This is a genomic window from Sorangiineae bacterium MSr11954 (genome assembly GCA_037157815.1).
GTDB lineage: Bacteria > Myxococcota_A > Polyangia > Polyangiales > Polyangiaceae > Pendulispora > Pendulispora albinea.
Window position 1 is genome coordinate 3,643,809 of record CP089984.1, and the last position, 24,455, is coordinate 3,668,263.

At 65.6% G+C, this 24,455-nt stretch carries 15 protein-coding genes; 10 read left to right on the forward strand and 5 right to left on the reverse strand.

Annotated elements, in window-relative coordinates; genetic code table 11:
* Positions 1-21: 21 nt before the first annotated feature.
* The 3 genes from LZC94_14480 to LZC94_14490 all read right to left on the reverse strand — a co-directional run bounded on the left by LZC94_14480 (position 22) and on the right by LZC94_14490 (position 6,664).
* Positions 22-2,091 carry a TonB-dependent receptor gene (locus LZC94_14480; GenBank protein ID WXB18436.1) on the reverse strand — a complete coding sequence of 690 codons (2,070 nt, stop codon included), beginning with the start codon at positions 2,089-2,091 and terminating at the stop codon, positions 22-24.
* 83 nt (positions 2,092-2,174) lie between these two features.
* Positions 2,175-5,294: an efflux RND transporter permease subunit gene (locus LZC94_14485; GenBank protein ID WXB18437.1), complete on the reverse strand. Its 3,120-nt coding sequence runs from the start codon at positions 5,292-5,294 to the stop codon at positions 2,175-2,177.
* A gap of 287 nt (positions 5,295-5,581) precedes the next feature.
* Positions 5,582-6,664 (reverse strand): MxcI, encoded by a 1,083-nt coding sequence (locus tag LZC94_14490; GenBank protein ID WXB18438.1) that lies wholly within the window; start codon positions 6,662-6,664, stop codon positions 5,582-5,584.
* Between the two features lie 177 nt (positions 6,665-6,841).
* On the opposite strand from LZC94_14490, the gene mxcH reads away from it, so the two are divergent.
* On the forward strand, positions 6,842-9,100 hold the full coding sequence (gene mxcH, locus LZC94_14495) for a TonB-dependent siderophore myxochelin receptor MxcH (GenBank protein WXB18439.1): 2,259 nt from the start codon (positions 6,842-6,844) through the stop codon (positions 9,098-9,100).
* A gap of 140 nt (positions 9,101-9,240) precedes the next feature.
* Positions 9,241-10,689 (forward strand): hypothetical protein, encoded by a 1,449-nt coding sequence (locus LZC94_14500; GenBank protein WXB18440.1) that lies wholly within the window; start codon positions 9,241-9,243, stop codon positions 10,687-10,689.
* A gap of 79 nt (positions 10,690-10,768) precedes the next feature.
* Here the strand turns inward: LZC94_14500 and LZC94_14505 are convergent, their stop codons facing one another.
* Positions 10,769-12,097, reverse strand: a complete 1,329-nt coding sequence (locus LZC94_14505) for an aspartate aminotransferase family protein (GenBank protein ID WXB18441.1) — start codon at positions 12,095-12,097, stop codon at positions 10,769-10,771.
* Between the two features lie 99 nt (positions 12,098-12,196).
* Here LZC94_14505 and LZC94_14510 point away from each other — a divergent pair, with 99 nt between their 5' ends.
* The 5 genes from LZC94_14510 to LZC94_14530 all read left to right on the forward strand — a co-directional run bounded on the left by LZC94_14510 (position 12,197) and on the right by LZC94_14530 (position 18,001).
* Complete coding sequence (locus LZC94_14510; GenBank protein WXB18442.1) at positions 12,197-13,066, forward strand: LysR family transcriptional regulator; 870 nt, start codon at positions 12,197-12,199, stop codon at positions 13,064-13,066.
* 383 nt (positions 13,067-13,449) lie between these two features.
* Positions 13,450-14,871, forward strand: a complete 1,422-nt coding sequence (locus LZC94_14515; protein WXB18443.1) for a M28 family peptidase — start codon at positions 13,450-13,452, stop codon at positions 14,869-14,871.
* 190 nt (positions 14,872-15,061) lie between these two features.
* On the forward strand, positions 15,062-15,229 hold the full coding sequence (locus LZC94_14520) for a hypothetical protein (protein WXB18444.1): 168 nt from the start codon (positions 15,062-15,064) through the stop codon (positions 15,227-15,229).
* Positions 15,230-15,536: 307 nt separating this feature from the next.
* Complete coding sequence (locus LZC94_14525) at positions 15,537-15,932, forward strand: hypothetical protein (protein WXB18445.1); 396 nt, start codon at positions 15,537-15,539, stop codon at positions 15,930-15,932.
* A gap of 539 nt (positions 15,933-16,471) precedes the next feature.
* The gene (locus LZC94_14530; protein WXB18446.1) at positions 16,472-18,001 is read left to right on the forward strand and encodes a glycoside hydrolase family 76 protein; all 1,530 of its coding nucleotides are present in this window, start codon (positions 16,472-16,474) and stop codon (positions 17,999-18,001) included.
* A 391-nt stretch (positions 18,002-18,392) separates the two neighbouring features.
* Here LZC94_14530 and LZC94_14535 read toward each other — a convergent pair whose 3' ends face one another.
* Complete coding sequence (locus LZC94_14535) at positions 18,393-18,839, reverse strand: hypothetical protein (protein ID WXB18447.1); 447 nt, start codon at positions 18,837-18,839, stop codon at positions 18,393-18,395.
* A gap of 29 nt (positions 18,840-18,868) precedes the next feature.
* Here LZC94_14535 and LZC94_14540 point away from each other — a divergent pair, with 29 nt between their 5' ends.
* Genes LZC94_14540 through LZC94_14550 form a run of 3 tightly spaced genes read left to right on the forward strand, consistent with a single transcriptional unit; the run spans position 18,869 to position 24,455 of the window.
* A complete protein-coding gene (locus LZC94_14540) occupies positions 18,869-20,179 on the forward strand; it encodes a TolC family protein (GenBank protein WXB18448.1) in 1,311 nt (436 codons plus the stop codon).
* On the forward strand, positions 20,176-21,396 hold the full coding sequence (locus LZC94_14545; GenBank protein WXB18449.1) for an efflux RND transporter periplasmic adaptor subunit: 1,221 nt from the start codon (positions 20,176-20,178) through the stop codon (positions 21,394-21,396). The genes LZC94_14540 and LZC94_14545 overlap by 4 nt, the downstream gene beginning before the upstream one ends.
* Positions 21,393-24,455, forward strand: a complete 3,063-nt coding sequence (locus LZC94_14550; protein WXB18450.1) for an efflux RND transporter permease subunit — start codon at positions 21,393-21,395, stop codon at positions 24,453-24,455. The genes LZC94_14545 and LZC94_14550 overlap by 4 nt, the downstream gene beginning before the upstream one ends.

A 24,455-nucleotide genomic window follows, 5' to 3' on the forward strand; every position in this document is an offset into this window, starting at 1 on the left:
AGGCGAGGACGTGCCACGCGTTCATGATTTGAATCGCAAGCTCACGAGCACGGTGCGCGGGACGCCTGGCGTGAGCTGCGTGCCGTAGATCGACGAAACGAAGTACTGCCGTGCGTTGAAGACGTTATCGAGGTGGAGCGCGAGCTCGACCTGACCAAAGGTATAGTAGCCCGCGGCGCTCGCGAGCGCATATGCGGGCATGGGTACGGTGTTTTCGACATTGGCCCATTGGCTTCCAACGATCCGCACCCCCGCGCCGGCGCCCAGCCCCCAGGGGAACCGATAGCTCCCCCAGGCGGTCAACGAATGATCGGGCACATTGGGCGGATTCTTCCCCGCGTAGTTTCCTTCCGAGGATGCGTAGGAATCGTAGCGCGCCAAGGTGTACGCGTACCCCAGGCGCAGCGAGCACCGGTCGACCGGATCCCACGTTGCGCTGACCTCGAAGCCGCGCGACGTCTGCGAGCCCGCCTGCTCGTAGAGACCTTGTCTGCGGGTCACGACCACGTCGGTCTTTCGCAGGTTGTAGGCGGCCACGTCGACGTGAAGACGCCGGCCGAAGGCGTCGGCGCGCGCGCCCAGCTCGTACTGCCGCCCCCGCTCCGGATCGAGCGCGCGGCCATCCGCCGAGACCACCCGCACGGGGCTGAACGACGTCCCTGCGACCCCGTAAAACGTGAGCCAGTCTTTGGGTTGAAGCACGACCCCGGCGCGAAACGTCGCCGCGAGGGCGCTTCGATGCGCCGATGTCTCCGATGCCGGCCGCGCCCCCGCGCTGAAGGTGACCGTCTCCGTATCGTAGCCCCATCGGTCGAGACGGCCGCTCGCGGACAGCTTCACGCCGTCCACGAGCTGCATCGTATCGTGCACGAAAACGCCGTGCGTGACTTGATGCTGCGTGCGGCGGCCGATCTTCTCGGTCGCATAATCCCCCTGCGGATCGAGCCCGTCGCGGTAAGGGACGGGGGCGAGCTCGTCGAGGTAGGGAGCGAGCTCGATGTCCGCGCTGTTGTTGATGAACCGAGGATGATGGGAAAAGAGATACGAAAACTCGTATCCGACCAGCGCCCGATGCGGCACCACGAGGTCTCCGCGCCATTGGCCTTCGACTCGAGCGGACAGCTGATTCCACTCGTGCCCGAGGGCGACCCAATTCCGGCGGACGGTCTGGTTCGGGCCGATGGATAGAGCCTCGGCGGACTTGTATTCGTAGGGATTGTGGCTGATCGCGACGCTCGTCGTCCATTTGATGCGATCGGTGGGGTTGTGGGAGTACTCGAGGACGGCATCGTAGAAGGAGCCATCCAGGTAATCCCACGGGGTATTGAAGCGACGATCGAGCGGGATCTCGGCGGGAACGGAGCCGCGCTCGGTCGGTAATCCGGTATCGGTGGAGAAGTGGAGCTTCTGATGACGCGCGCGGAGCACGAAGCGGTGCCGCGCGAAAGGTGACCATTGCAGCGCGCCCGCGAAATTGGCGCTGGACGAGCGCGCCCGGCGAAAGTCGTCGTCATCCACGATCCCCGCGTCCGCGCGAAACGCGAGGTGCTCGCCCAGCGGTCCGGTGACCCCGGCGGTGGCGCGGCGCATGAGCGTTGGACCGCCCACCGCGAGCGAGCCGTCGTAACCAAAGCGTCTGGAGGGCTGTTTGTGGACGAAGTTCACGACGCCGCCCACCCCACCGTAGCCATAGAGGGCGGACGCGGGGCCTTTGAGCACCTCGATGCGATCGATGCCGGCCAGGTTGCCGGTCGGCGCCGAACCGATGACCTGAAATCGCGCGTCGCGAACGCCGTCGACCAGGCTCACGAACTCCTTGAAGCCGCGGATGGTCATCGTGGTGAACCCGCCGTACTCGAGCTGAGGTTGCAGCCCCGCGACCCACGACAGCGCCCCCACCACATTGGCCGCGCCGCGCTCCTCGAGGTCGCGGTGGGTCAGCACATGAACCGTGGCGGGAATGTCGCGAAGCGGCTCCCGGATACGCGAGCCGACGGTGGGCTCTCGCTTTCCCGTGACCTTGATCTCGGTCGCGACGGGCTCGTTCGAGGCTGGCGGTGCGGTCGCCGGCGCCGGCTGAGCGAGGCCCATACGCGCTGCCGCGATCGTGCATGTGGCGACGAGCGCCGCGCAGGCTCGAGGGGACGACCGCGGGTAAAAAGGGGAGGGGGTGATCATTCAAGCGAGTCCTTCGAACGCGCGACCCGCTCGCGGAGCTGTTCGACGAGCACGTACAAGGTTGGGATGAAGAAGACGTTCAACACGGTGGAGAGCGCCATGCCCCCGAAGACGGCGGTGCCCAGAGAGCGGCGGCTCGCAGCGCCGGCGCCGGTGGCCATGAGCAAGGGGAAGAGTCCGAGGAGGAAGGGGACGGAGGTCATCAAGATGGGGCGCAAGCGCATCTCCGAGGCGGCGATCGCGGCGCGAACGATGGGCGTGCCCTGACCGCGCAGCTCTTTGGCGAACTCCACGATGAGCACCGCGTTCTTGCTGGCGAGTCCGATCATCATGACCAAACCCACTTGGCAGAAGACATCGTTGGCGTAGCCGCGGCACCATTGGCCGAGCAGCGCGCCGAGCAGGCCCACGGGCACGCCGAGGAGGATGATGAACGGCAGGACGAAGCTCTCGTATTGGGCGGCGAGCACGAGGAAGACGAACACCAGGCCGAGGCCGAAGACGACGAAGGTCTGCCGGCCCGATTCCAGCTCCTCGCGCGAGAGGCCCGACCATTCGAAGGCGATGCCACGTGGCAGCTCGCGCTTGGCCAATTGCGCCATGGCCGCGAGCGCCTCACCCGAGCTGTGCCCCGCCGCGGGTGCGCCCGAGATTTCAATGGAGCGAAAGAGGTTGTAATGGTCGATCGTCTGCGCGCTCGTCGTCTGTTTGATGTGCACGAGGCTGCCCAGCGGGATCATGTCGCCGCCGTTCGAACGAACGTAATACGACTCGATATCGCGCGGTCTCGCCCGGGATTTGCCCTCGGCCTGCACGTAGACGCGGTACGTTTGGGTACCGAAGACGAAGTCGTTCACGTACTGCGATCCCATGTAAATCTGCAATGTCGCGAAGAGCTCGTCGAGCGACACATCGAGCGCCTTCGCCTTTTTGCGATCGGCCTCGACCACGAGCTGCGGATCGTTCGCCGTAAAGGACGAGAACACGGAGGCGAGTCGCGGGTCTTCGTTGGCCGCGCGGACCAACTTGCCCATCGACGTGGCCAGATCATCGATGTTCGGATTGCCCGATTTGTCCTCCATCTCGAATTGGAAGCCGCCGAATCCGCCCACACCGCTGATGGTCGCCGGTGCGAAGGGATAGGCCATGGCCTCGCCGATGCCCATCAAAGGGCCGCGCAGCCGCTCGATGACCCGCGCCAGGCTCGCGTCCGGCGCCCTTCGCTGGTCCCAATCGCGCAAATTGCAATACGACACGCCGCGATTTGGAGCTTTGCCTCCGCCGGCCGAGAGGCCCGCGACCGAGAAGCAACCCGAGATCTCCGGCACCTTCGCGGTGAGGACGTCGATGCGGTCGAGCGCCCTGCGCGTGGTGGACAGGTTCGCCCCCTCCGGTGCGACGACGGCGATGATGAACCAGCCTTGATCTTCCTCGGGGAGGAAGCCGCCGGGCACCTTTCGATAGACCCAAGCCGTCGCGCTGGTGAGGCCGAGGAAGACCGCGAGCGTCACGAAGCGGTGGCAGAGGACGCGGGTGAGCAGCGCGATGTATGCGCCGCGCACCGCGTCGAGGAGGCGGTCGAACGCGCGGAACCCCGCCCATTTCGGTCCGCGCTCGGGCCGCAAGAGGCGCGCGGCCAGCGCCGGGGTCAACGTGATGGCATTGAAGGCCGAGAGCGTGACGCTGAAGGCGATGGTGAGGGAGAACTGCTGGTAGATCTTTCCCGTGGTGCCGGGGAAGAACGACACGGGGATGAACACCGCGACGAGGACCAGCGACGTGGCGATGACCGCCGAGGTCACCTCCTTCATACCGCGGGAGGCCGCCGCCATCCCTACGAGGCCATGCTCCTCGGTCACGCGCGTGATGTTCTCGACCACCACGATCGCGTCGTCGACCACGAGGCCCGTGGCCAAGGTGAGGCCGAACAAGGTGAGCGTGTTGATCGAAAAGCCGAACAACGCGACGAAGACGAAGGTGCCCACCAAGGATACGGGGATGGTGATCGCCGGGATCAAGGTGGCGCGCCACCCGTGCAAGAAGACGAAGATGGTCGCGATGACCAGGGCGATCGCCTCGAACAACGTGATGAGCACCTGGTGGATCGAGGCGCTCACCGGCGCCGTCGAGTCGTAGAAGAGCTCCTGCTCGAGCCCCGGCGGGAACGCCTCGGCGAGCCGCGCGACCTCCTCGTCGACGAGCTTCTTGACGTCGAGCGCATTGGCGCCGGGGAGCTGCGTAATTTCGACACCGACGGTCTTGTGCCCTCTCCAGCTCGTGAGGGTGCCGTAATCTTCGGCCCCGAGCTCTACCCGGCCGACGTCGCGCAGGCGCACCAAGGTGCCGTCGGGGAGCGACTTCACGATGACCTCTTCGAAATCGCGGGGGTCGACCAGGCGCCCGATGGCGCGCACCGAGAATTGATACGTGAGGTCGGCCGGCGCCGGCTGGCTGCCCACCGAGCCCGCCGCCACACGAACATTCTGCTCCCGGAGCGCGGCGACCACCTGGCTCGGGCCGATGGCGCGCGACGCGAGCCTCGAGGGGTCGAGCCACACGCGCATCGAGAAGCGGCGCTCGCCGAAGAGCTCCACGTCGGCCACGCCGGGGACGCGCTTGATGGCCGGCTTCACGTAGATGTCGGCGTAGTTGCTGAGAAACTGCTCGTCGTAGCGATCGTCTTTGCTGAAGAGCGCCACGCCCTCGACATAGGCGGTGCCGCCCTTTCGAATCGCCACGCCGAGGGTGCGCACGTCCGCCGGGAGCAGGCCGAGGGCCTCGTTCACGCGGTTCTGCACGTCGATCGCGGCCAGATCGATGTCGCGGTTCGGTGAAAAGGTAATACTGATTTCGCTGGTGCCGTCGTTGCCGGAGGTGGAGGTGATGTACTCGGCGCCCGGCACGCCATTGATCCGCTGTTCGAGCGGAATGGTGACCGAGGACTCGACCTCGGCCGCGCTCGCGCCGACATAGGTCGATAGGACCTGCACCTGCGGTAGCGCAATTTTGGGGTATTTCGCGATGGGCAGTCCCGGGATGACCACCGAGCCGGAGAGCACGATGAGCATCGCGCAGACCAAGGCCAGGACGACCCGCCGAATGAAGAAATCGACCATCGTGGAGCGCCGGTCACTCTAGGGCGGCGCTCACATTGATGCAATCAAATTGCAATAGATTCTGTGTAGCGAAAGTTGCGCGGCCGCATTACGCGCCATATGAAGCGGCTACGTAGGCGCGCGTGGCTCGTCGCTGGAGACGCTGGTCTCGTCGGCCCGTTTTTCTACGTTTGATTCGTCGCGCGTTCCTGCGCGAGGTGCGGCGCAATGTCGCAGGGAGCAGACGTATTCTGTTGTGGCACGTTCTATATCGATCGTGCCACTTCTTCGACTTCGTTACCCGATGATCACTTGATCTTGAGGATCTCGTGACCCCACCCGCGCGACTCGAAGCGCTTGACGATCGTGGCGTCGGGCAAGACTTCGTAGGTGGTGGTGGACGCGTAGCCCTTGCTGACGAGCAGCACGAAGGTGCGGCCATCGAGCTTGAAGGTGCCGTAGCCGCCGCCGAAATAGTCGATCTCATCGACGGGCGCCGCCGTCCTGTTCGTCAGATCGACCCTCCAGAAGCGCCAATTGTTGCTCTCCGCCGCGTCCTTCTGGCTCATGCCCGCCGGCACGCGCTCGTGATGGAACACCGTCATGAACCCCTTGCCCTTGCCGATGTAGCTGAACGCCGCCGCTTCGCGGCCACCGGTGAGGTCGGAGAAGCGGAGGGAGAAATCGGGATCGATCCGCTCTTCGCCCTTCTTGATGCGCACCGCGCAGTTCTTGGGCGCGTCCGCGTGGTAGTGCGGAGCGACCGCGCTGAAGATCCAGTTGGAGAAGTAGATGTTCCCCGCCTCGTCCTGGGTGGCGAAGTCGAGGCCCGGACACGGGGTCTCGAGGAGCGCGCGGGTGGCGTCGGTCTGGGCGTCGTAGACCGCGATCTGCGTGGTCTTCGAGAACGAGGTGTAATCGTCGTTGGGCCAAAACACTGGCCAGAATACGCGCTGGTCGCGGGTGACGATGCCGCGGGAAGAGGCGGAGTCGACCTTGAGGCCGTCGCGCACCAGGGGCAGCTGGGCATCGTGCGGCTGCTGCGAGACGATTTGCATCGTGCTCGGGTCCCACACCGCGCGGTCGACCGTGTTGTAGGCCATGTACGCGCGCGTCGGGCCGGCCATCGCGTTGGAGAAGAGGGGAGCGCGCGGGGCATAATTGGAGAAGCTCACGCGCCCCTCTTCCTTCCACGAGCCGCGGTTGCCCACCTCGAAGCGGGTCACCACCGGCGAGTCGCCGTCCGACACGAACAGCTTGCCACCCATGGTCGCGGCCCCTGCCACGCCGGAGAACTCGCGCGCCTGCGCGAAATCGACCGACGTGACGTCGAGCGAGTCGAGGAGGCTGACATATGTCGAGGTCCCCTGGTCGCCGAAGACGAAACTCATGAGGGCGTACGTCGGTTTGCTGGGGTCGTGGCCCGCTTGGTCATTCGAGCCATCGCTGCTGGAGCACGCCGCGCAAACGGCGCCCGCCGCGATCCATCCCATTGACAAACGGCCGGCATTCGTGAAATTGCAAATCATTCTCATTTGAAAGCGTTTCATCGCAGGTCTCCCACGCCCATGTCAATCCACCGCTCGTTGCGCCGCGTCTGGGGGATCGCGCTCGCGTGCAGCGCCTTCATCCACGTCGCCCGCGCATGGGCACAGGAGCTTCCCTCGAACCCTGTCCCGGCGGAGAAACTCGCCCCGGCGGAGACACCTGCCCCGGCAGAGAAGCTCGCCCCGGCGGAGAAGCCCGATTCGGCAGGGAAACCCGCCGCCGCCGAGACACCTGCCCCGATGGAGGTGACCGTCAAGGGCACGGCCGGCGAAGGGCGGCGGCGTCAGCAGTCCGCCGAAGCGGTCACCGTGGTGGAGATGCGCCGCGCAAAGCAACAGAGCTCCGATCTCGGTGAGGTCCTGGCGCGCACCCAAGGCGTTTCGGTGCGCAGGAGCGGCGGGCTGGGATCGAGCGCGCGCTTTTCGCTCAACGGCCTTTACGACGATCAGATCCGCTACTTTCTCGATGGTGTCCCGCTCGCCGCGGCCGGATACCCGTTCGGCATCGCCAACGTGCCGGTGAACCTGATCGAGCGGGTCGAGATTTACCGCGGCGTCGTGCCGTTACGCTTTGGCGCCGATGCATTGGGCGGCGCGGTCAACCTGGTCACCGACACGCGCTTCGACTCCCACGCGCGCGCCTCGTATCAGGTGGGCTCCTTTGGCACGCACCGCGTGAGCGTCGATGGCCGCTACCGCCACGAGCCGAGCGGGCTCGTGGCCGGCGGTTCGATCTTCTTCGATGACGCGAAGAACAATTATCGGATCGACGTGGAGGCCACCGACGATCGAGGGCGGTTGCATCCGGTGAACGTCCCGCGCTTCCACGACCGCTATGTGGCGCGGGGCGCCTCGGTGGAGGTCGGCGTGGTCGATCGACCCTGGGCGCGCCGCCTCCTGCTCCGCGCGTACGGCAGCAGCTACGACAAAGAGCTCCAGCACAATGTCGTCATGACGGTGCCCTACGGTGAGGTCGAATACGGCGAATCGGTCTACGGCGCCGTGGCGCGCTACGAGCAGCCCCTCACCTCGCGCCTGGAGCTCAAGGTGCTCGCGAGCTATTCACGCCGCACCATCGATTTCGTCGACAAGTCCGATTGGTCCTACGACTGGTACGGCCGAAAGGTCAGCGGGCCCGGGACCCCGCGGACGGGAACCCCGGGCGAGATCCAAGAAGACGCCGCCTACGATCAGACCCAGCGCGAAGGCGCCGGGCTCGCGCGCGCCGCGCTGGAGTGGACGGTCGCACCCTCGCACGTGCTGCGCATGGCCGTGGCGCCGACATGGACGGCCCGGACAGGCCAAGAGCGCATTCCATCGAACGGCAGCGCGCCCAACCCGGTGAACACGGATCGTGGCCTGTTCACCTTGGTGAGCGGGGTCGAATACGAGGCTAACCTGCTGGGCGAGCGATTGCAGAACATCGCGTTCGTCAAAGATTACGTATTTCGTGTTTCGTCGAGCGGGGCGGGGAGCGTCGCCGTTTCGCGCGACGCCCATAGCCTGGGCGCGGGCGACGCCGTGCGCTTTCGCGTCTCGAAGCCCCTCTACGTCAAGTTGTCCTACGAATACGCCACACGGCTGCCGAGCTCCGACGAGGTGTTCGGCAACGGGGTCCTCGCGCGTCCCAATCTGGCGCTCGAGCCGGAGACGAGCCACAACGCCAACGCGGGCCCGCGGCTCGAGCTGCGTCACACCCCGATCGGCGATATCACCGCGGACGTGAATGTCTTTTATCGCGACAGCGATCGCTTGATCCTTCCTTTGGCCGGTGAGACGTACGTTCAATATCAAAACGTGCATCGCGCTCGTTCCTTCGGCCTCGAGAACGCGCTCACGTGGGCCACCTTCGATCACCGCCTCACCCTCGACGGCACCTTGACCGTTCAAGATGCGCGCAACGCCTCCAGCGAGGGCACGTACGGGCACCTGGACGGCGATCGGCTCCCGAACCGGCCGTGGCTCTTTGCCAGCTGGGGCGCGCGCTTTCGAATTCCGGGTTTGCCTTCGCAGCGCGACGCGCTCGAGCCCTTTTACATGGGGCGCTTCGTCCACGAGTTCTATCGAGGCTGGCCGAGCTTGGGGGCTCGCGAATACAAGCCGCTCGTTCCTTCCCAGATCACGCACAACGTCGGAGTCTCCTATACCGCATACGGTGGTCCGGCCACGGTCACCTCGACGTTGGAAGTGCAAAACGTGACCGACGAACGCGTTTACGACTTCTTCGGCGTACAACGACCGGGCCGCGCCGTCTATTTGAAGGTCAGCGGAGAGATTTGAGCCGGTTCGTGCATCCGTCGGTGACGTGAAACGCTCGCTCCAGTTGCGTTTGGATGTTTGAATGCCATCGTTGGGGCGTAACTTCGCAGGGCAACGATGGAGTTAAAGGCGCCATCTACCAGGACAGGGGGGAGGCGCTCATGTTTGGGCGAGCGAAATACTACGCGGGCGTGTCGGCGCTGCTCGGGGTCGGCTTTGGACCAGGGGCGGCTGCGCGGCACGCGGACGACCTCGGCACCTTCGATGGCGACGTTTGCGGTGCGACCGGGATAAACGACCGCGGCGCTGTCGTCGGCTCGTGCCGGCTGGCCGATGGCGGCTTCGTCACGGCCTATTGGGCACCCGGTGCGGCGCCGGTGCGCTTGCCTCGGCTCGTCGAAGATCGCCCGTGCGCGGTGCTTGGCATCGACAATGGCGGCGCCGCTGTCGGGAATTGCGAGTTTGGAAATGTCGGCGAGGCGGCCGCCGTTCGCTGGAGAGCTACCCCCGAGGAGGCTCCAGAACGTCTCCAGCCGCGCGAACAAGACGTGCAATCGCGCGCTCGCCTGGTCAATCAACGCGGGGTCGTGGCCGGCTCGAGTCGCGACGCCGCAGGAGCACGCCACGCCGTGGTTTGGAAGTGGAGCACCACGGCGCCGACCGATTTACCCGAGTTGGACCAAACGTCGTGCTGGGTTTCCGATATGAGCAACGATGACGATCCCGTGATCGTCGGCACGTGCGAGCTGCGTCACGGCGGTTCGGTCGGTGTTCGCTGGACCCCGGACGGAGCTTCGTATGCCGTCGAACCATTGGCGCTTCCGCCGAGCACGACCCATTGTTGGCCGGCGGACGTCAATGGACAGCACGTCGTAGCGGGCACGTGCCAACTCTTGGACGGGAGCCTCGAGGCGGTACGCTGGCGGGCCAACGGGACGGAAGCCCTCGTCCTCTCTCGGGTCGACGCGCGAACCGTTCATCCGATGCTCACCGTGGTGGATATGAACGAGAGCGGTGTCATCGCCGGCAATTACATCACCAACGCGGGGCTCACGCGCGCCTTCACCTGGTCCCCCGTCGACGATCCCGCGGCGGATCAACGCGCCACCGATCTCGGCTCGCTCGGGGGCTTTTCGACATATGCCTTCGGCATTGCCGACGACGGAGAAATCGTAGGGACGGCCCAGAACGAGCGAGGCCACGACGAAGCGTTTGCGTGGAGTCCTCGAACGAGCGAAATGCAGGGGCTCGGCAACCTCGGTGGCTTCAACAGCATGGTCACGGCCAAGAGTGACGGTGGGCAGGTCGCGGGTGTCAGCGAGACGGACGCGGGCTACTCGCATGCATTTCGCGCGACCGAAGGCGCGCCTCCGCCTCCGCCCGCGGGGTGCAGCCGCGATCACGAAGCCCGTGAGGTCCATGCGGCCCAGTCGGCTCGAGCGATCCCGCACACCACGCGCAAGGCGGACTCGTACACGAGCAAGTACGACAACCTGGACATCGACGAGATCCTGCGCAACAAAAGGCTGCTTAGAAACTACACGAAATGCCTCATGGATAAGGGCGAATGTTCGCCGGAGGGGCCAGCGCTCAAAGACGATCCGGAGTAGCGTTGTTATCGCGCAGGCACGCGCACCCGAGTCGAAGGCCGGCCCCCAACACGGATCCCACCCATTCCCATGTACGAACTTACGGAGTGTGTTGGCTCTTGCCGTTTGTGACCGTTTCGATCGCTTTGTCGAGGAGCTCCAAGCCGAGGTCGATCTCGCCGTCGCTGACCGTCAAAGGCGGCGCGATCCGGAACACGCTCCCCATCGACGGGAGCTTCACGATGTTCATGCTCAACCCGAGCTCCATGCACGCGCGCGTGATGGCCTCGCCGAGCTCCAGGGCCGGCTCCCGGGTTTCACGGTTGGCGACGATCTCCACCCCGAGCAGCAAGCCACGGCCGCGCACATCACCGATGCACGCATGACGCGATTGAAGGCGCCGCAGCCCCTGCGCCAAGCGATCGCCCGCGGTGCGCGCGCGTTCGACGAGCCCATCCCGCTCCACGACCTCCAGGACCTTGAGCCCGACGGCGGCGGGGAGCGGATCGGAGACGTGGGTCGTATAAAAGAGGAAGCCGCGCGCATGGGCCTCGTCCTCGATCGCGGCCGTGGTCACCATCGCGGCGAGCGGCAGGCCCGCGCCCAAGGTCTTGGAGAGGGTCAGCATGTCGGGGGCGACGCCGTCGCGCTCGCACGCGAACAGGAGGCCCGTGCGGCCGACACCCGTCTGCGCCTCGTCGACGATCAGCAACATGCCGCGCTCGGTGCATTTGCGCTTGAGCGCCGCCATGTAACCCGGTGGCAGCTCGAGGATACCTCCGCTGCTGAGGATGGGCTCCGCGATGAATGCGGCGAGCGCGCCCGTCGATTGCCTATCGATCTGGTCGAATCCATCGTCGAGCTCGCGGCGCCAGTCCGCTTGGCCGTCGTGGGTCGTGAAGCGTGGTCGGTAGGCGTTGGGTGCGGGAATGGCCAATGAGCCGGCAGCGGCCGGGCCATAGCCCTTGCGACCGGCGCTGTAGGTGACCGCGGCCGCGTGGCCCGTCATTCCATGCCAGGATTGCGTGAAGGCCACCACCTCGTGCCGGCCCGTCACCAATTTGGCCATGCGAATCGCCGCTTCGTTCGACTCCGCGCCAGTGCTCAGCAAAAGGCAGCGCTCCAAGTCGCCCGGCGCGCGCCGCGCGATCTCCGTGGCCAGCGCCACCACCGGGCGCGAGAGCATGCCGCTGAAGAGATGATCGAGCGTGCGGACATGCTCCGAGACGACGGAGACGATGTCCGGGTGCGCATGCCCCAACAAGGCGCTCATCTGGCCCGACGTAAAGTCGAGAATCGCTCGGCCGTCGGCGTCGTAGACGTAGCTACCTTGGGCGCGCTCGATGATCAGCGGCTGGAAGCTGCCGCCGTAGCGCACCAGGTGACGGCGCGCCCGCGCCCAGAACTGGGGGTCGTCGTTCTTGCTCATGGTCCATCTTTCCCGATCCAAGATGGGTATTTCGTAGGCGGTGATCCGCGGAACGTGAAACGAATTGTTTTGAAACGAGCTATCAAGGATGATCATACCGTGAGCCAATCCCTGGAAATCGACCTGCTCCGCAGCTTCGTAGCCATCGCCGAAACCGGCGTGTTGGGCCAAGCCGCCGCGCGCATCGGGCGCACGCAGTCGGCCCTGAGCATGCAGATGCAGCGCCTCGAGGCCGTCGTCGAGCAGCCGCTGCTCCACCGAACCGGGCGAGGCGTGACCCTCACGGCCGCCGGCGAGCGGCTCCTCGTGCGGGCGCGTGAGCTCCTGCGCAAGCACGATGAAACCTTGGCCGAGCTGCGCGGAGAGCAACTGTCCGGCGTGCTGCGTTTCAGCTGCCCCGACGACTACGCCGTGGTGTTTCTTCCTTATTTGCTGCGTGGCTTCGCCAGCCTGCACCCTCGGGTGCAATTGGAGGTCATGTGCGCGCCGACCCCGCGGCTTCGCGAGCTTCTCACGCGGCATGCGATCGATCTGGCGCTCGTGTCGGTGCCGGGCGATGCGTCCGGCGCCGGCATCATTCGGCACGAGGCGCTCGTCTGGGTCGCCCAGCGCGGCGGCGCCGCCGCGTCGTTGGATCCCCTGCCGTTGGCGCTGGGCGCGCCGGATGCTTTGGACCACCAGCTGCCGAGGCGAGCGCTCGAGGCCGCGGGCCGCGCGTACCGGCTCGCCTATGCGAGCAGCAGCCTCTCGGGCTTGATTGGAATGGCGCGATCGGGGCAGGCGGTCATCGTCTTGACGCGAACCGCCGTTCCCGATGATTTGGAGATCCTCTCCTCGAGCCATGGGCTCCCCGACTTGCCAAATGTCGGGGTGACGCTCGCGTTCGATCGCGACGAGCCCACGGCCTTGACGTCCGCGTTCGCAGCGCACGTTCGGAAGTTCCTTCCCGCAGCTCGACCGAGCCGATGATTCACCGTTTCCATCCGGGCGTGGTCTTTGCGCCAGCTTGACGTGCCAGGTCGCATCGGGGCCCGGACGCGCGAGGCTATGGACGCGCGAGGCCACGGACGCGTGTCACGGGGCGGGCTCTGTACCACTGTCCCAGGCGACGGTACACATTTCTGGTACAGCGCTGGATTCTTAATTTCGTATTTGCCTAAATTTGGGCTCACGCGCGTAGTGTTAAATTTGGCATCGTAATTGATTAACGTTCGATTGCTTCCGCAAGGTCGCATTGGACGGTTTGATGGCGTGCGCGCATTTTGGGATGTTTCGTGTGTGGTCCAAGTCCAAGCGACATCGTGGAGGAATATATGACTTTTCATTAACCGTTGGTGGATGCGAGGTAGGTCATGAAAATAGCGACGAGCTTACTCGTGCTGATGGCGGCCGCTGCCCTCGGATGTGCGAGCGAGATAGAACACGCCCAAAACGAAACCAAAGATAGCGACGTCGTACGTCGTGCCCATGTCACTGCATCGGACGCCGTGCTCGACGGTTCGATCCTCGGACACCTGAGGGCTTTTCAGCAGATTGCCAATCGCCATGGCGGAGTTCGTGCAGCGGGTACAGCCGGCTACGACGAATCGGCCGACTATGTCGCGGGCAAACTCACGGCGGCGGGCTTCGACGTGACGAAGCAGGCATTCCCATTCAGCTTCTCGGGAACGCTCGCCGAGAAGCTGGCGGTCGATGGCGTTTCGGTGCCCATTCGTTCCATGAAGTTCAGCGTGTCGACGCCCGCGGGAGGCATCGACTCGACCCTGTTCGTGCTGACGACACCCGGTTGCACGATTGGCGACTACGCCGGTCAGCTCGTCGCGGGCAAAATCGTGCTCGTCAAACGAGGAGGACGCGAGGGGTGCTTCTTGCGCGATCAGGAGCGAGCCGCGGCCGAGGCCGGCGCGGCCGCCGTCGTCATCTACAATCACGTCCCGGGCAACTTTACGGGCACGCTCCCCGAGGGGTGGGGCAGGATTCCGGCGGGCGGAATCACCACGGCCGATGGGGAATCCCTGCGGCAAAAGCACGGCGCGCCGACGCATTTGGAGATTCGCGAGCTCATCGAGACGCGGACCACCTACAACGTCATCGCGGAGACCAAGACCGGTCGCAAGGACCGCGTCGTCATGGCCGGCGCGCATTTGGATAGCGTCCAACGCGGTCCGGGCATCAACGACAACGGCTCGGGCTCGGCCGTGCTGCTCGAGGACGCGCTGCGTCGGGGCGGATCGCCCGCCGTCACCAACGCTCTTCGGTTTGCGTGGTGGGGCGCGGAAGAATTGGGATTACTCGGCGCGCATGCGTACATCCAATCGCTGACGGCCGAACAGCGTGCGCGCATCGCGATGTACCTGAACTTCGATATGGTCGCTTCGCCGAACGCGGGCTACTTCGTGATGGATGGCGATGATTCGGAGCACACGGGACGCGGACCCGGCCCGGCAGGATCGGCGGAAATCGAAGCCGCATTCCTGACGGAGTTTGCCGCGCTCGGCGTGCCGACCGAGGCATCCGATCTGAACGATAGCTCCGATCAAGGTGAGTTCCTCGAGGTGGGCATTGCTTCGGGCGGATTCGACACGGGGAGCCGGGACGTCAAGACCGAGGCGCAAGCGGCCAAATGGGGCGGAACGGCGGGAATTGCCTTCGACCCTTGCTACCACGAGGCGTGCGACACCAGCGACAACATCAATCGGCACGCCTTGGTTCGCAACGCGCGGGTGATGGAACGCGTGATCACGAAATTTGGAAATGCGATCACGAGCCGCTAACTCGGCAGTCGTCGATCGGCCGCGCAGATTGGCTCGGCGGCGCCCCGAATCGCCGCGGCAAATCGGATAGGATCCCTCGATGTGTGGATCCTCGTCGGCGACGAGGCTCCGCGCGTCCGGGGATTGCGGTCGCGAAGAGGCTCGATGGGGCCGAGGAGAGGAGCGCGACGCCCACGAGCCATTTGCGGAGATGGTCGCGGCGCTCGGGATGCGCCGGGCGTCGCGCGCATCGCAAAGGGTGGCCTGCGCCTTCGCCTTCCAGGCCTTCGTCGGCATCGCCCATTCCGTTCGTATCGGCGGCCAGTATGCGACGGCTTCGTCGAGCGTGATCGCGCGTTGCGCCGAGGTATGGCGTTGAGCCCCTCGTTCTCCATGGGGCCCGCGCGCGCGCACCGATGGGGGAGCCCCGAGGCTGGCGTCGAATGGCGTCGTGGATGGCGCATTCGGTCGAGCGTCGGGGTGGTTGAGTGACTCGTCACGCGATCTCTTCCTCCCATGTACCGGAACCGCGCTGCAGGGTGTACCAATGTACCGGCGCAACCCGCCGATTTGGTACTGCGCTCCTGCTTCTTTTGGCCCGGCCCCGCTCATTTTACGGCAAATGCTGATTTTGTAACGTGGTACGCGGTTTGCTGTTTCGGACCGTCCTTCAGAAAGGGATGTTCATGAAACGAAATATGCCTAAATTGCGTTTGGCGCTCAGTGCGGTGTTGGCTGCGGGCGCGCTGATGGCGGGGTTTGCTGGAAATAAGGTCGCGAAGGCATCCGATACGAAAGAGCTGCTCACGACCGAGGATTTTCTGGCGGAAAACTGTATCCTGAGGCGTCACAAAGAGTACCTCGGGCGCCACATCAATACGTGGGAATGCGAACACGGATTTGGACACGGCCAGATCGCGAATGCCGCATGGGGTGATAGCGTGTGGTTTAGTCAAGATCCGGGGCACGGCGCGACGGTGAAGCGCGGATGGACCTTCGCGAACACCTATGACAAAATTGCAGGTGGATGGGAGCAGGTATGCGGCTTCGTTCCCGGCGCCGGTGACCCGGTGTGCAATTGAGCCCGAATCACCAACGAGAGAGACCTTCCCATGAAATCGAATGAAACGAAGTGGCGTATCGGACTTGGCTCCGTCGCGGCGCTCGCTTTGAGCGCCGTATTCCTCGCGCCAAGGTCTACGCAGGCCGCCGACGCGGAACCCTCCGAGCCCCCCGTCGCGGAACCCTCCGAGCCTCCCGTTGCCCCGATGGGGTGTAACCCGAGCCCGTCGCGTCACTACGTACTCCAGGGTCGAGCCCTCAACGTGTGGTTTTGTAACGGCATGTACCATGGGCAAATCGCGAGCGCACGAGCCGATGACTCGGTGTGGCTCAAGGAGGTGGGGGATGTCGCCTCTGTGCCTTACGGTGCGACGTATGCGAATACACCGGATGTACGGCTCTCGTACCTGCCGGGCATCTGCGGAAGGATCGCCGATACCGGCGTCTCGAAGTGCTGGCCGTAGCCCAATCGTAGCGCTCTCTTAGGTGTGCTCCTCGCGCGGGTCTTGTGTGGCCCCGCGCGAGGTGCTCGTATCGAATTTACATCTTGGATCCCATCATGAGATTTATCGTATCTGGCGCCCTCGCCATCCTGCTATCGAGCGGCGCGGCCACTGCCGCAGCCGCCCCCGCGCCACTTGCCCCGATCTGCCGCGATGGAGTCTGCGACGGCGCCGATGCGGCGGGTGCCGCCGAGCGCGCCGTGAATCCGCATGGCTGGGTGTGGTACCGAAAAATCACGCTTCGCGTGCGCACCGATGCGCGCATGGCCTGGGCGAGCATCGAGAACGGCGCCCCGAGCGACGAGGTGTGGATCGATCGAAGCTGGGACGCGGGGAGCACGTGGGAAGGCCGGCTCGGGGTCATCAAGATTCCGGCCAACGGCCGCGCCGCGCGCACCGGTATGTACCACTTCGACGACCCGGCGCCGGCCCGCACGGGAATGCTTCGCGCGTGCGGCAAGGCGGGCGATCGCCCCGAGATCGCCTGCACCCCGTGGGTGCGCTCGGCCGAATCGCCGCCCGCGCTGCACCGCGCCTCGGTCGATGTGCTGATGGGAGCCTACGACGGCTCCAAGGGGATGTGGGGCCCGGGGGAGCCGGAACAGGGCATTTGGCTCTCCGCGAACGCGCTGACGGCGCTCATCGACTACATGGCTCGCACCGGTGACCGGCGCTACTACGGGAAGATCGCCGAGATCGCCGCGCGACACCCCAGCGGGCTCCCGCGAACGACGATCGAAGACTACTACGACGATTTCGGCTGGTGGGCCCTCGCGTGGGTTCGCGCATACGATCTCACCGGCGAGCCTTCCTACCTCGACAAGGCCGAAAATATCGCGACCTTGATTAAGAATCAGTGGGACACGGTCTGCGGCGGGGGCATCCGCTGGAGACACTCCGACCATATCAAAAATGCCATCACCAATGCGCTCTACATCAAGCTCACGGCGAGCTTGCGCCGGCGCCAGCGCAACGCCAACTGGCTCGTCGAGGCGCAGCGAACGTGGAACTGGTTCCGCAATGGCACCGGGGGCCAAATGCTCGCCGGCACCTCGCCGGGGTTGGTGAAGGACGCCGTCTACGAGAACGGGAGCGGCCAATGCGTGTATTTTCCACCCATCGGCGCCAACACGTACACGTACCTGCAGGGAGCCCTCGCCGGCGGCCTCGCGGAATTGTACGGCGCCAGTGGGGATGTCGCGCTGCTCGATTGGGCGGCGGGCGTCGCGAACGCGGCCACGTCGCGCCTGGTGCTGGGCAGCGGGGTCCTTTACTACGACCCCGAGGAGCGCGACGAGGGGCTCAAGGACGAAGCGAACCGCTACCCCTCCGATGGAACGGCCTTCAAGGGCGTCACCGTTCGCAACCTGCGCGAGCTCTACGACACGAGCGTTCGCCTCGGGCGGCCCACCGGAAATTGGCGCGCGTTCCTTCTCCGGCAAAGCGAATCGTTGATCCAAGATGGACGCTCCGGCTGGACCGAGTTCGGGCTGCATTGGGCGGGACCGCTCCGGCTCGGCCGCTACATCACCTTCGGAACCCAGCAGAGCGCCGTGGATGCCTTCAATGCCGCATATGGGTTATGAGCGGGCGGTCCCCTCGAAGATAGGTCGCGCGCTTTCCGATGGAACCTCGTGAATCGGCGGCGTGGTATCGATGAGCCCTCTGGGGTGAAGACCGTATGAATGTGGGGCGGGCCTCGCGTGCTCGCCCGGCGCAGAGGCCCGACGTCTGCCGCGATCCCGCGGCCCACCGTGACGACATGGTCCACCGCGACGATGGGGCCCACCGCCACCACGTATCGTGCACGCACGCCATCCGACAATCGGACCGCCGGCCCCGAGGCCCCGCGTATTTTTTGCACGAGCCACGGACCTTACGAAACTTTACGAGGGCGGTTCCGCGGAAGGGCGGGTGACACCCGCGTCGATTCCGGCGAAGATACGCGGCCGATGAGGCGTCTCGCGGTTTCGAGCGTTATGGGCGACAAACCACGCCGTTCGTCAAGGTCCATGTCGCACACGACTCGGGATTGCCGGCGCTGGCCGTCGCCTGGCAATCGGCCGAGACGGACGCCGGGTTGGTGCAGCTGGTGCTGCAATAGGTGCGCAGATCATCGCAGCTTCGATCCGGCGGAGGTGTCGGATTGCCGCCGGCGTCGAATCCGGGACCTTCCGGTGGAGGTGCGGTGACCGTGCAGGCTCCCCCCAGCGCGAGCTGGTCTTTGTCGCCGCAGGTGACGGTGGTGCCGCCCACGCACGCCGTTTCGCCGCATGCGAGGGTGCGGCGCTGGCCAGCGTACTCGGCGGTGCACGTGCAATCCGTGTTCGACGATGTGCATGCACCGAGGGTGGCCGGCCCTGCGGACCACGAAATCCACGCGAGCAATGTGAGCCATGCGAATGGCGTCGCGGCGGAGCGCATGCTCGAAACATAATACGGAGAACGAATTCGTGATCTGGCAACGTGGTTTGTTGGCGCTCTTGCTGCTCTGGCCTACGGCGGCCGCGGCCGAAGTCCCCCTCCGGCTCGAGGATGCCGTGCGCCTCGCCCTTCAAAGCAACGAGCGCGCGCAGAAGGCACCGCTCCGCGTCGAGGTGGCCGAGGGACAGCTCGACCGCGCGCGGGATGCGTTTTTTCCCACCCTGACCGCGCAAGGGACGAGCGTGTACCGACCGGACGCGACGGGGCGCAATCCCACCAACAGCGGTACGGTGACATTGACGCAGCCGCTGCTCAATCCAAGTGCGTTTCCACAGTACGCGCAGCAAAAGCACAATCGTGAAGCGGAGAAGTGGGGGGCGGCGCAGGACAAACGGCAGCTGGCCTTCGACACCGCGAAGGCGTTCATTCAGGCGCTCACCACCGAGAATGTCCTCACCTCCGCGCGGCGCAAGCTCGAGAGCGCGCGCATCAACCTCGAAACGTCGCAGGCGCGCGCCGACGCGGGCCTGGCGAGCACCAATGACGTGACCAAAGCGCAACTTCAAGTCTCCACGTCGGAGGGTCAAGTTGCCAATGCGCAAGGCAATGTTCGGCGGGCCTACATTCAGCTTTCGTTTCTCGTGGGGCAAAAGGTCGAGGGGCCGCTGGTTCCGCCCGACAACACCACCAAGGCCGCCGAGCACTTCGAGCAAGCGCGCGCCAACCAAGTAAAAACCGCGCTCAACCGACGCGAGCACGCGGTGGCGGCGGCGCAGGATCGAAGGCCGGACGTGCAGTCGATCCACGAGCGAAACCAGGCGCTGGAGTCCTCGGCCAAGGAGCCGCTCTACCGGCTCATTCCCTCGCTCAGCGCGTCGGGGCAGCTTCGGTTCGTGCCCGATCCGCTCCCGAGCGAGAAGGGCGTGGACGAGCAGGTGGCGCTCAATCTGTCTTGGCAAATCTTCGACGCGGGCTTCCGCTATGCCGATCGAAGGCAGCGTCTGGCGCAGCTGGAGGGCGCGCGCCTCGATGAGAAGCTCTTGCGAAGGTCGGTGCAGAACGACATCGAGCTCGCGCTGAGCGCGCTCCAGGCGGCGCGGGAGAACTTCAACGCGGCCTCGGCTGCGGCCACGGCGGCGCAGAAAAACTCGGAGGAGACGGCCATTCTCTACAAGCAAGGTTTGGCGCGGGCCATCGAGGTCAACGACGCCAACGACAAGCAGTTCGAGACCGAAGTGACCCGCGAATCGGCCAAGCTCGCGATGGAGCAGGCTTACCTGGATCTCCGCAACGCCCTCGGCTTCGGGCCGCTCGACGCGGATCGAGGGATGGAACCATGAGCGCGCGGTCTCTCGTCCATGTGGCGTTGGTGTTCCTTCTCGCTTGTGCGGCGTGCAAGAAAGAGGAGCCCGCCGCGGTGAAGTCCGCCAGTGGAGGGCCCCCGCGTGGGGCGCGCGGCGCGGCGGCGTTCGCGGTGGACGTGATGCCCGTGGAGTCGAAGAAGGTCGACTACATCGTGCAGGCGCCCGGCACCTTGGAGGCCTTCGAGCGGGTCGAGGTGACCGCGCGCGTGGCCGGCACCGTCGACAAGGTGGCCTTCACCGATGGGCAGAACGTCAAGAAGGGCGACACCCTCGTGATCATCGACTCCGAGCGCTACCAGCTCGCGGTGAACAGCGCCAAGGCGGCCTTGGAGAAGGTGCAAGCGTCGCAGCGGGACATCGAGGCCATGGTCGCCCGCCGCCAAGGCGCGAGCGACGCGCACCCGGGGCTCATCCCCGGCGAGGAGCTGGAGACGTACAAAACGAAGACCTTGACCGCCAAGGCCGACACGGCCGTGGCGACGGAGGCGCTCAAGGTCGCGCAGCTCAATTTGCGCGATGCTTATGTGCGCGCGCCCATCGAAGGCACCATCCAAACGCGAACCGTGGAGACGGGCCAGTACGTCAACACCGGCTACCTGATGGCGACCTTGCTTCGTGCCGATCCCTTGCTCTTGCGCTTCTCGGTCGAGCCGGAGCACGCGCCGCGGCTCAAGTCCGGCATGGTGGTCAACTTCACCATCCGCGAGACGCAGAACGAGTACAAGGCGAAGATCTCGCTGGTGGCCGGCGCCGCCGATCCCACCACGCACACGGTGGCGGTCACGGCGCAGGTCGACGCGGACAGCAAGCGCTATTGGCTTCGCCCGGGCTCCTTCTGCGACGTGACCATCGACGTGGGGGCCCGCCGCGATGCCCCCGTGATCCCGCGCGCCGCCACGCGGGCGACCGATCATGGCTACGTGGTGTACGTCATCGAGGGCAACGCGGCGGTCGAGAAGGTGGTGACCCTCGGCATGAACACCAAGGACGGGTGGGTGGAGATCCGCAATGGCCTCGCGGCGGGCGAGCTCTTGGTGGTGCGCGGCGTCGAGTCCATGTCGAACGGGGCGCGCGTGACGGCGAACAAGGTGGACTCGCTCGATGCCTCGGCCAAGGAGGTCCCGCTCGATCTCGACGCCGGGGCGCGCGCGGGAGGCGGAAAAAGGCGGGCGGCGGGGGACGCATCGCCGTGAACATCACCGACGTCTCCATCAAGAACCCGGTGTTCGCGTGGATGCTCATGGCCGCCACGGTGCTCTTCGGCATCGTGGCGATGACCCGCATCGGGGTGAGCCAGTACCCGGACGTCGACAACCCGAACATCACGGTCTCGCTCTCATGGCCCGGCGCCTCGCCGCCGGCGGTGGAGCGCCAGATCGTGGAGCCCATCGAGCAGGCCATCTCGCAGGTGGAGGGGGTGCAGTCGCTCGCCGCGCAGGCGCGCTCGGGCAGCGCGCGCATCACGGCCACGTTCGACATGTCGCGCGACGTCGATCTCGCGCTGCAGGACATTCAGGCGCGGGTGGCGCAGACCCAGCGCTCGCTCCCCAAAGACGTGCAGGCGCCCACCGTCTCCAAGTCGAACCCCGACGACACGGCCATCCTGACCATCGGCGTCTCGGGCCCCTTTTCGCGGCAGATGCTGGCCGATGCGGCGCGCTACCAAGTGCAGGAGCGGCTGCAAACTGTGCCCGGCGTGGGGCAGATCACCTTGAATGGCGTGGTCGATCGCAATGTCCGCATTTGGCTCGACGCCAGCAAGCTCGCGGAGAAGGGCGTGGTGGCGAACGACATCATCAGCGCCATTTCTCGGGAGCACGTCGAGGTGCCGGGCGGGCAGCTCATGAGCGGCGGGCGTGCGCTCGACGTGCGCCTGCTCGGCGAGGCGCTCGATCTGGACACCTTCCGGCGGCTGGTGGTGAAGCGCTCCAAGCCCGCGCCGGTGTACTTGGAGGACGTCGCCAGCGTCGAAGATGGCTTCGCCGACGCCACCAGCGTCGCCCTGCTCGACGGCGTGCCCTTTCAGGCGCTGGGCGTGCTCAAACAGCGCGGCACCAACGCCATCGCCGTGGCCACCGGGGTGCGTCAGCGGGTGGCCGAGATTCAGAGCAGCCTCCCCGAGGGCATGAAGGTCGACATCCTGTTCGACTCGACGACCTTCATCGAGGAGTCGGTCCACGAGATCGAGCTGGAGCTGGTGATGGCGGTGGTGCTGACGGCCTTCGTATGCTGGCTCTTTCTCGGCTCGCTCTCCAGCACGATGAACGTGGTGCTCGCGATCCCCATGTCGCTCTTGGGCACCATCGCGGTGGTGTACTTCTTCGGCTTCACCTTGAACACCTTCACCCTGCTCGGCCTGTCCTTGGCCGTCGGCCTGGTGGTCGACGACGCGGTGATGGTCATGGAGAACATTTTTCGGCACGCCGAGATGGGCAAGGACAAGAAGCAAGCCTCGAGCGACGGCACCAAGGAGATCACCTTCGCGGCGCTGGCGGCGACCCTCGCGGTCATCGCCATCTTTTTGCCGGTGGTCTTCATGAAGGGCGTCATCGGTCGCTTCTTCTTCCAATTCGGCGTGACCCTCTCGGTGGCCGTGATGCTCTCGTACTTCGAGGCCATCACCTTGGCGCCGGCGCGCTGCTCGCAGATGCTCACCACCTCGCGCGAAGGCCGCAGCCGGGTGGGGCGCGCGGCCGACGCGGCGTTCTCGTGGCTGGAGCGCTTCTACGCCCGGATCATCGGGGCTGCGCTCCGGCGGCCGAACACCGTGCTGCTCGCCGCCATCGCCATTTTGGGGGCGTCGCTCGCGTTGGTGAAGCTCGTCCCCACGGAGTTCGTGCCGTCGCAAGACCAGAGCCGGCTCACGGTGCGGGTGCAGACGGAGGGCGGCTCGTCGATCGAAGCGGCGGCGCCGCTCCTGGCGAAGGTGGAGGAGCGCCTGGCGAAGCACCTCGAGATTGAGCACACCATGGTGACCCTGTCGGCTGCCAACGGGCAGTACACGTTGAACTTGGTGCCGCCGGACAAGCGCAAATCGAGCGCGCAACAGCTCATGGCGGTGCTCCGCAAGGAGCTCTCGGGCATCGCGGGGGTGCGCGCATCCATTCAGGATCCATCCCAGCAAAGCTTCGGCGCCGCCAAAGGCTCGCCGGTGGCGTTCACCGTGCGCGGCTCGGACTGGGACCAGCTCGTCGCCGCCTCCACGAAGCTGCAGGGCGATCTGGAGGCGAGCGGCGTCGCCGTGGATTTGAGCTCCGATTACCGGGTCGGCTCGCCGGAGCTCCAGATCATCCCCGACCGGGCGCGGGCCACGGAGCTGGGCATTTCGGTCTCCGAATTGGGGAGCACGGTGAGCGCGTTGGTGGGCGGCAACACGGTGGGCAAGTTCACGACGGGCGGGCGCCGCATCGATATCCGCATGCGGCTCCTCGCGTCGCAGCGCTCTCGGCCCGAGGATCTTTCGCTCATCCAGATGCGCACCGCCACGGGGCAGTTGGTCCCGATGTCCATGGTGGTGACGCAACGGGAGGAGCCGGTGCTGCAGACGATCAGCCACCTCGATCGCGAGCGGGCGATCAGCATCAACGGCAACGTGGGGCCGGGGCGCTCGCAGCAGGAGGCGATGGCCAAGGTGATGGAGCTCGCCAAGGAGCTGCCCATGGGCATTCACGTGGTGGCCACGGGGCAAGCTTCGCAGTTGGAGGAGACGACGAGCGGGCTTTGGTTTGCGCTCGGGATCGGGATCCTCGTGGCGTACATGGTGCTCGCGAGCCAATTCAACTCATTCCTTCACCCCGTCACCGTGCTCACCATTCTTCCGTTGGCGGTGGCCGGTGCGGTGATGGGGCTGGTCGTCTCGGGGAAGTCTCTCAATCTGTTCAGCATGATCGGGCTGCTCCTCTTGATGGGCATCGTCAAAAAGAACGCGATCCTGCTGGTCGAATATGCGAACCACGTGCGCGAGCACGAGCCGCACCTCGGCGCGACCGAGGCCATGAAAAAAGCCGGCCCGCTGCGCCTTCGCCCCATTTTGATGACCACCGTCGCGACGATGATGGCCGCGGTGCCCCCCATCCTCGGGCTCGGTCCGGGCACCGAAACGCGCAGCCCCATGGCGGCGGCCGTCCTCGGCGGGCTCACCGTGTCGACCATTCTGAGCTTGGTCGTCGTCCCCGCGTTCTACGTCGTCACCGACCGCCTGAAGACGCGGCTCGCGGCGCGGCTCTTCACGGCGCGGGCGCCATCGCCGTGA